The following is a 1095-nucleotide window of genomic DNA, read 5'->3' on the forward strand; positions in this document are numbered from 1 at the left end:
ATTTGACTGGCTGCGAGCCAGGTCAATATCGAATGTTAGTTGTGAGCTGGGAGCGCGTGCGACCAGGAAGTAGCGAGTGGCATCGCGGCCAACTTCTTCGATCAAGTCTCGCAATGTGACGTAGCTGCCGGCACGTTTGGATAGCTTCACCTCTTCGCCGCCTTTTATGACAGTCACCATTTGGTGAAGAACATAATCAGGCCAGCCTTCAGGTATATCTTGCTTCAATGCTTGTAGGCCTGCTCGAACGCGAGTGATTGTACTGTGGTGGTCGGCACCCTGTTCATTTATGACGCGAGTAAAGCCACGTTGCCACTTGTCGAGGTGATAGGCTACGTCTGGCACAAAGTAAGTGTAGCCGCCTTCAGTTTTGCGCATAACACGATCTTTGTCGTCGCCAAAGTCTGTCGTTCGCAACCAAAGCGCGCCATCTTTCTCGTAGGTATAGCCATTTTCAATCAGAGCNTCCACTGCTTTTTCGACTTTACCATCGCTATAGAGAGAGCTTTCAAGGAAATAAACATCGAAATCAACGTCAAAGGCTTTTAGGTCTAGATCTTGCTCTCTTCTTAAATAGGCGACAGCAAAGTGTCTGATATCTTCCAGGTCGTCAGCGTTTTTGGTACCTGTAAAGCTCTGGTCGGCAGACTCGATGGTTTCACCGTTCATAAAGCTTTCAGCAAGCTCAATAATATAGTGCCCGCGATAGCCATCTTCTGGCCAGCTTGGGTCTTCAGGTGTTAAACCTTTGCAGCGAGCTTGAACAGATAGAGCCAGGTTATTGATTTGTTGGCCAGCATCGTTGTAATAGAACTCGCTGGTCACATCCCAGCCATTTGCACCGAGAAGTCTGCAAATGCTGTCACCGACTGCTGCGCCACGGCCATGCCCCACATGCAATGGGCCGGTAGGATTAGCGGAAACAAACTCGACTTGAACTTTTTGGCCTTTACCTGAGTTGTTGTGTCCATATTTATCCGCATTTTCAATAATTGAACTGAGGACGGCAAAGCTGCTGGCGGAGCTCATAAAAAAGTTGATGAAGCCAGGGCCAGCAATTTCAATTTTGTCTACGCTTGCATTATTTTGAGCGGT

Annotated in this window: 1 protein-coding gene; it reads right to left on the minus strand. The window is 48.3% G+C overall.

Features of this window, described 5'->3' with window-relative positions; all coding sequences use genetic code 11:
- Positions 1-1095, minus strand: a 1095-nt coding sequence (gene argS / locus A3735_RS00685; RefSeq protein WP_068637365.1) for an arginine--tRNA ligase, incomplete at both ends; no start/stop codon positions are given.

The organism is Oleiphilus sp. HI0061 (assembly GCF_001635675.1).